At 66.7% G+C, this 7,720-nt stretch carries 6 protein-coding genes; 3 read left to right on the top strand and 3 right to left on the bottom strand.

Annotated features, from left to right (window positions below; translation table 11 throughout):
• Positions 1-269: 269 nt before the first annotated feature.
• Together ABZ720_RS16305 and erpA are read right to left on the bottom strand one after the other, a co-directional pair.
• Positions 270-2,726, bottom strand: coding sequence for a GcvT family protein (locus tag ABZ720_RS16305; RefSeq protein ID WP_366556585.1), 2,457 nt, complete (start codon positions 2,724-2,726; stop codon positions 270-272).
• A gap of 91 nt (positions 2,727-2,817) precedes the next feature.
• On the bottom strand, positions 2,818-3,165 hold the full coding sequence (gene erpA / locus ABZ720_RS16300) for an iron-sulfur cluster insertion protein ErpA (protein WP_275823412.1): 348 nt from the start codon (positions 3,163-3,165) through the stop codon (positions 2,818-2,820).
• A gap of 185 nt (positions 3,166-3,350) precedes the next feature.
• On the opposite strand from erpA, the gene xth reads away from it, so the two are divergent.
• The 3 genes from xth to ABZ720_RS16285 are packed head-to-tail and all read left to right on the top strand — an operon-like array spanning position 3,351 to position 6,229.
• Entirely contained in the window at positions 3,351-4,130 is a 780-nt protein-coding gene (gene xth / locus ABZ720_RS16295) for an exodeoxyribonuclease III (RefSeq protein WP_366556584.1), read from the top strand.
• A 41-nt stretch (positions 4,131-4,171) separates the two neighbouring features.
• Positions 4,172-4,951, top strand: coding sequence for a rhomboid family intramembrane serine protease (locus tag ABZ720_RS16290; RefSeq protein ID WP_366556583.1), 780 nt, complete (start codon positions 4,172-4,174; stop codon positions 4,949-4,951).
• Between the two features lie 3 nt (positions 4,952-4,954).
• The gene (locus ABZ720_RS16285; protein ID WP_366556582.1) at positions 4,955-6,229 is read left to right on the top strand and encodes a flavin monoamine oxidase family protein; all 1,275 of its coding nucleotides are present in this window, start codon (positions 4,955-4,957) and stop codon (positions 6,227-6,229) included.
• Here ABZ720_RS16285 and ABZ720_RS16280 read toward each other — a convergent pair.
• Positions 6,210-7,697, bottom strand: coding sequence for a M81 family metallopeptidase (locus ABZ720_RS16280; RefSeq protein WP_366556581.1), 1,488 nt, complete (start codon positions 7,695-7,697; stop codon positions 6,210-6,212). The genes ABZ720_RS16285 and ABZ720_RS16280 overlap by 20 nt on opposite strands.
• Positions 7,698-7,720: the final 23 nt, after the last annotated feature.

Genomic DNA, 7,720 nt, shown 5'->3' with positions numbered 1-7,720 from the left:
TCCGCCGACGACATCCTCGCTTCCATCGAGCGCTTCTGCCTGCGAAACTGCCCAGAGCAAGCCAATCAATGATTAGAACTTCTGAACCAGGACACTAGAGCAGATCGACTCAAATCGGGTTCGCGAAGCGACCCGGTTTGAGTCGTGAATCTGCTCTACACCTTTGATTCAGAGCGGATTCACGCGTTTGTTCTGAACGCTGCGCGTTACAGATCAAACGCGATCCGCTCTAGAGCCGCTCGTCTCTACCTTTGACCGGATTCACGCATTTAACTGTGCGGCCGCTCGCTCCTAGGATCGTAGAGCGGCTTGACGTTGGCCTCGGCCGCGAACAGCTCCCCGGCGATCTCGATGGTGTAGTCGGCCTGGGACAGCGCCGGCAGCGAGGTATCGGGCGGCACGCTGACATAGCCGAGGCCGATGGCGGCCCGCAGATGGTGCCCGTAGTTGCCCGAGGTCAGGCGCCCCACAATCTCGCCATCCCGCCGGATCGGCTCATCGTGGTAGAGCAGCGGCGCGGGATCGCGGAGCTTGAACTGCAGCAGGCGCCGTTGCAGCCCTGCCTCGCGCTTGCGCAGCACGGCTTCGCGGCCGATGAAATCGCCGAACTTCGACGGCGTCTTGTCGACCTTCACCGCGAAGCCCAGGCCGGCCTCCAGCACGTGATCCTCATCGGTCACATCATGTCCGAAGTGCCGGAAAGCCTTCTCGATCCGGCAGGAATCCAGGGCGTGCATGCCGCAGAGCTTCAGCCCGAACCCCTCCCCGGCCTCCATCAAGGCTTCGAAGGCACTGCGGGCCATTTCGCTGGGCACATAGAGCTCCCAGCCCAGTTCGCCGACGTAGGTGATGCGATGTGCGCGGGCCAGCACAGAGCCCAGTTCGATGGTTTGCGCGGTGGCGAAGGGGAAGGCCTCGTTGCCCAGGTCCTGGTCGGTCACGGTCTGGAGCAGCGCCCGGGACTGCGGACCCATGAGGCTCAGGACCGCCTCGCTTCCGGTCACGTCGACGACGGCGCAGCGCGCCTCCTCTGGAATCTGCCGCTGCAGCCAGGCCAGATCCCGGATGCCCGAAGCGGCAGCGGTCACGGCCAGATAGGAGGTTTCGCTGAGGCGGGTCACGGTCAAATCCGCCTCGATGCCGCCGTGGCGATTGAGCCACTGGGTGTAGACCACCCGCCCCGGCTCCACAGCCACGTCGTTGGCGCAGACGCGCTGCAGCACCGCTTTGGCATCGGCCCCCTCGACGCGGAACTTGGTGAAGGAGCTCATGTCGAAGAGGCCGACCGTTTCGCGCACGGCGCGGTGCTCCGCAGCGGCGTGTTCGAACCAGTTCTGCCGCTGCCAGCTGTAGCGGTAGACCGGTTCCACGCCGTCGGGCGCAAACCAGTTGGCCCGCTCCCACCCTGCCGTTTCGCCGAAGCAGGCGCCACGAGCCGCCAGGGCATCGTGCAGCGGCGTGCGGCGGATGCCGCGGGCAGTGGCAAACTGCCGATAGGGAAAGTGGTCGGCGTAAAGCAGTCCCAGGGTCTCGGAGACGCGGGCCTCCAGGTAGCGGCGGTTGTTCTGCACCGGGTGTAGGCGGCGGATGTCCACGTCCCAGAGATCAAACGGCGGCTCGCCGCCATCCATCCACTCCGCCAAGGCCTTGCCCGCGCCGCCGGCCGACTGGATGCCGATGGAGTTGAAGCCGCAAGCCAGGAAGAAGTTGCGCAGGAAGGGCGCCTCCCCCAGCAGGTAGCGGCCGTCGGGCGTGAAGCTTTCGGGACCGTTGAAGAAGGTGCGAATGCCGGCCTCGGCCAGGATCGGCAGGCGCTCGACGGCGCGCTCCAGAATTGGCTCGAAGTGCGCGAAATCCTCGGGCAATTCGTCGAAGCAGAAGTCCTCGGGGATGCCCTGCCCGCCCCAGGGCTTGGCCTGGGGTTCGAAGCAGCCGAGCACGATCTTGCCAGCATCCTCCTTGTAGTAGGCGCACTCGTCGGGCACGCGCAGCACCGGGAGGTCGCGCGGCAAGTCGGGAATGGCGTCGGTGACGATGTAGAAGTGCTCGCAGGCGTGCAGCGGTACATCGACGCCGGCCATGCGGCCGATCTCCCGCCCCCACATGCCGCCGCAGTTCACCACGAAATCGGCCGCGATCTCGCCCTTGTCCGTTGCGACGCCGGTGACGCGCCCGTCGCTGCGGTGCACGGCCGTCACCTTGGTGTTTTCGAAGATCGCGACGCCGCCGGCCCGCGCGCCCTTGGCCAGGGCAAGCGCGATGTTCGCCGGATCGGCCTGGCCGTCCTTGGGCAGGAAGGCACCACCGTGGATGTCCGCTCCGGCAAGCAGGGGATAGACTTCGCGCACGTCGCTCGGTGTCAGGACCTGCACATCGAGGCCGAAGGTCTTCGCCGTGGAGGCCGAGCGCTTGAGTTCCTCGAGCCGCTCCCCGGTCAGGGCAACCGCAAGGGACCCATTCTGCCGAAAGCCCGTGTCCAGCCCCACCTCATCGCCAAGCCGCGCGTAGAGTTCGGCGGAGTACTTGGCGAGGCGCGTCAGGTTCAAGGTCGAGCGCAGCTGTCCGATCAGCCCTGCCGCATGCCAGGTGGTGCCACTAGTGAGCTGCTTGCGCTCCAGCAGAACCACGTCCTTCCAGCCAAGCTGAGCCAAATGATAGGCGACGGAACAGCCGACAACGCCCCCGCCGATGATCACGGCACGGGCCTGGCTCGGAAGCACAGACATGCAGAGAGTCCTTCAGAAGGAACCACAGGCTGGCCGCGTTCCGCGGGGGAGCGCCAGCCGGCCCGTCAGAGATGAGGGCCGGAGGCCCGGCTTACAGCGCGAAGGAGGTGCCGCAGCCGCAGGACGCGGTGGCGTTGGGATTCTCGATGCGGAAGTAGGCGCCCATGAGATCGTCCACGAAGTCGACCTGGGAGCCGCCGAGCAGGTCGAGCGACACTTCGTCGATCACCACCTTCGCGCCATCCCGTTCGAACACCCGATCCTCTTCGGTGGCCGTCGAATCGAAGGCGAAATCGTACTTGAAGCCCGAGCAGCCTCCGCCCGAGACCGTGATGCGCAGCATGGTATCGGGATTGTCCTCCTGCGCCGCGAGGAACGCGATGCGTTTGGCGGCACTCTCGCTCAAGGTCAGTTCCGGTGCCTGGGTAATCGTGCTCATACCACTCCTCTTCCGCCGTAGCAGGGCGAACGGTCATTGTCCTACCAATGTAAGGACCCTGACCGGTGAGGGGAAGGGGCAGCGCGCAGACTGCCTGCGAGCATCACCGGAGCCTGCGTGGCTGGAGCGGTCCTGGGCGACAGTGCTAGACTGCGGCCACTCCTTCTCCTGCAGCGGACTCCCCGATGAAAATCGCTTCCTGGAACGTCAACTCCATCAAGGTGCGTTTGCCCAATCTGCTGCGTTGGCTCGAGAGTTTCGCACCGGATGTGGTCATGCTGCAGGAAACCAAGTGCATGGCAGACGCCTTTCCGACCATGGAGTTGGAGGCTGCTGGTTATCACAGCGCCGTGGTCGGCCAGAAGAGCTACAATGGCGTGGCCCTGCTCTCGCGCAACCCGCTGGAAAACGTGCAAGAGGGCCTCCCGGGCGACGCGGAGGACAGCCAGGCCCGCTATCTGGAGGCCACCACCGCCGGCTTGCGGGTCGCTTCCATCTACCTGCCGAACGGCAATCCGGTGCCCGGCGCGAAATTCGACTACAAGCTTGCCTGGATGGCGCGCCTGCGCGCGCAGGCGGCCGCATTGGCCGCACAGGAGGTGCCGGTTGTGCTCGGCGGCGACTGGAACGTCATCCCCCAGCCCGTAGACTGTCACGAACCGGCGGCCTGGGAAGGTGATGCCCTCTTCCGGCCGGAAAGCCGCGCCGCCTTCCGGCGGATCGTCAATCTGGGCTTCACCGAAGCCTTCCGGGCGCTGCATCCCGATGCGACCCACGCCTACACCTTCTGGGACTATCAAGCGGGCGCCTGGCAAAGGGACAATGGCATCCGCATTGACCATCTGCTGTTGTCGCCGCAGGCGGCAGATCGTCTGGAGGAGTCCGGCATCGACCGGGACCCGCGCGGCTGGGAAAAGGCTTCGGATCACACGCCGGTCTGGTGCCGGCTGCGCGATCCTGCATGAGAGCGATGACCAGACCACAACGTCGGCCGCGGGCCTGACCCATGGCCTTCCTGCCGCTGTTCGACCGCAACCCCCGGATCTTCCTCGCCTACCCCTGGGTGACCTGGGGGATGATGGCCGTCTGCATCTATGTGTTCATTCAGCAGACCGGCGCCGGGCAAGCGGCCTACATGGAAGGCATCTTCGGCTACGGCCTGATCCCCGCGGTGCTGAGCGGCGAGGCACGCCTGACCCCCGAACTGACGGGGGTTCCTTCTCTCTTCACGCTGGTCACCTACCAGTTCCTGCACGGCAGCTGGATGCACCTGATCGGCAACATGCTGTTCCTCTTCGTCTTCGGCGACAATGTCGAAGACGCCATGGGGCACCTGCGATTCCTTGCCTTCTACCTCATCTGCGGCGTGGCGGCGGCACTGGTGCACTTTGTTGCCTTTCCCGGTTCGACCGTGCCCGTGGTGGGCGCGAGTGGCGCGGTTTCGGGGGTTCTGGGGGCCTATCTGTTGCTCCACCCTCGCGCCAAGGTGCTGGTACCAATCATCATCATTCCGCTCTTCCTGCCGGCCTGGCTGCTGCTGATCTTCTGGTTCGGCTTTCAGGTGATCGGCGCACAGGATGGGCCGGAAGCCGACGGCATCGCCTGGTGGGCGCACATCGGCGGCTTCCTGGCCGGCATGGTGCTGGTGATCTTCTTCCGGCGGCGCACCGTTCCTCTGTTCGGCTCAGGGGAACCGCCCAAGGGCCTGCGCCTGCGCAGCGCTGCGGAGCGAAACCGGGCCGGTCAGTCAAGAAACCGCAAAACCAAAAAACGTCCCTGGGGATAATCCGTGAAACCGTTACCTGAGACCGCCGACCTCATCGTCATTGGCGCCGGCGCTGCCGGCCTGGCCGCAGCGGCACGTGCCCGCAGCCTGGGGCTGGGCACCCTGCTGCTGGAGGCCGGGCCGCGCATCGGCGGCCGCTGCCACACCGATCAGGACAGCCTGGGCCTGCCCTGGGACCGCGGCGCGCACTGGATGCACCAGGCACTAAGCAATCCTTTCGTGCAGCATGCCCGGGCGCGCGGCCGCGCCTGGTCCGACAGCCCGCGGAAGGTGCGCCACTGGCTGGCGGACGAGGGGCACTGGGCCACGCAGGCCGAGCAGCAGGAGATCGATGCCTATGTCGACTCCTGCTACGCCGCGGTCGAAATCGCCGCGACTGCTGGCCGCGAGGCGTCGCTGGCCGAAGTCATGCCGCCGCACCCGCGCTGGCGCGCCTATGCCGAAGGCTGGCTCCAGGCCATGAACGGCGGGGAAGTCGAAGAGGTCTCCATTCAGGACTATGTCCGATTCGAGGAGGATGGCGCCAACTGGCCGCTGCAAGATGGCTACGGCAGTCTCCTGGCCGAACTCCACCGCGACACCGCCGTGGAACTGGACACGCCGGCGGAGCGGGTCGCCTGGTCGGCGCAAGGCGTCACTGTCACCACACCCAGGGGCCGGGTGACGGCAGAGCGCGCCATCCTGGCGCTACCGACACCGGTGCTGCTGCGCGAAGACCTCTTCGAACCGGCCCTCCCGCCCGAAAAGCGCGCCGCTGCCGCCGCGCTGCCGCTTGGTCGGCACGAGAAGCTGGCCTTGCGCTTCGACGAAGCGGCCCTGCCCGAGGAATCGCATTGGTACATCCATCGCGTGGGTCGGGAGCGTGCGGCCCTTAACGGCATCATCCGGCCCTTCGGCCGCCCCATGATCCTGCTGCACCTGGGCGGCAGCCTGCTGCGTCACTGGCAGAAGCCAACGCCGGCCGACACCCTCGAGCCGGTGCTGGATCTCCTGGAAGCGATGCTGGAGCGGCCCTTGCGCCCCCACCTTACGGGCTGGTCGGCCACCAACTGGGGCGATGATCCGCGCTTCGGTGGCAGCTATTCCAGCGCCCGCCCCGGCCATGCAGATGCACGGCAAAGACTGACCGATCCTCTGGCAAACAAGCTCTTCTTCGCCGGAGAGGCCTGCAACATCCCCGCCTTCGGCACCGTCCACGGCGCCCACGCCAGCGGTATCGCGGCGGCCGAAGCCGTCGCGCAAGCCGCCGGTCTTCGGATCAGCCCTTTGCCGGCATGAGGCGCACGCCGGGCCGCAGATTGCGGTAGGTCAGGAGGCTGTGGTCCACGGGGTTGGGTCCGGGGGCCGCGGCGACGATCACGCGCTCAGCCACCGGCTGAAAGTGGGCGCGGAAGTGGACCGAGGATTTCACGGCCACGATGGGCCGCTCCGTCGGCTCGACGCCCAGGTGACGGAACATCTCCATGTCGGCGGCCTGCACCTTCTTCGAGGCCACGGCAATCTGAACGCCGTTCAAGTCCAACAGCGCCATCGGCCCCAGACGCATGCGCGCGCCCTCGTAGAAGGGACCCGTGCAGGTGAAAGCCCCATCACCCAGCCGAAGCACCTTGAAGTCGGCCACCAGCGGCTTGTGGCCCGGCTGGCCGCTTTTCGCGCCCAACTCAAGGCGCACCGTCGAATCTACGCCCGCCATATGCGCCCGCTCGGCACTTTCGCGGTCGATCAGCAGGCCGAGCACTGCACCTTCGGCGCTCTGCTCCACCAGCGCTTCCAGCAGGCCCACGGTATCGCCATCGCCTCCGGCGCCGGGGTTGTCCTGGGTATCGGCCAGGACCACGGGCTTTCCGGGCCGCCGACCGGCAACGGCGCGCGCCTCGCGCACGGCCTCTGCGGCCGGCAGGATGTCCCCGCCGAAGGCAGCCTCCTGCTCGGCCACCATGGCCTGGACCCGATCCGCCGCGCGCTCCACCGCCGCCGCATCGCCGCCATAGGCAACCACGCTCGGCCCGCAGTGATGAATGTCGGCCGGCCCGAAACCGCACGCGAAGGAAAGGCTGGCAAGCCCTTCTTCCGCCTCGATCTCTTCCAACGCGGCGTAGATGGAGGCCGCCGGTTCGATCAGGGTGCAGCCGCTGGTCAGCGGAATAAGGAAGGGGAGCGGGCGATAGGCCTTAGCGCAGCGTCGGCCCTGCAGCAGGCCTGAAAGCAGGACGAAAGCGCGCTCACCGGTCTTCGCCATGTCGACGTGGGGATAGGTACGATAGATGACCAGGCCGTCGGACAGCGCCACCATCTCAGGCGTGACGTTGGCGTGGAGATCCAGGCTGGTGACCACAGGCAGATCGCGCCCCACCGTGGCCCGCACCCGGCGCAGGATCTCGCCCTCCCCGTCCTGGAAATGCTCCGTGACCATGGCGCCGTGCAGGTCGAGATAGACCGCATCGACCCCGCGCAGCCCGGCGAGGTCATCGATTATCTGACCACAGATCCGCTCAAAGGCATCCTCGGTCACATAGGAGGAGGGAGACGCGGCCGCCCAGGTGAGCGGGACAACCTGGTGCCCCGCCGTCCGGGCGGCTTCCGTGAAGCCCGCGATTGGCAAATTCATGCCGGCAACGGCCGCCAGTACCTCCTCGCCCCGGCTGACCGGTGGCCAGCCGCCGCCCTCGGCGAAGGCGGCATAATCCGCCTTGGTGGGCGCAAAGGTGTTGGTTTCGTGCTGGAACCCGCCGACAGCGATCTTCACGCCGCGTCTCCCCCCGTATGGCC

The organism is Aquibaculum sediminis (genome assembly GCF_040712085.1).
GTDB classification, from domain to species: Bacteria; Pseudomonadota; Alphaproteobacteria; order Kiloniellales; family DSM-21159; genus Aquibaculum; species Aquibaculum sediminis.
Note: the sequence above shows the minus strand (reverse complement) of the source record. Positions and strands in the feature narration are given on the sequence as shown.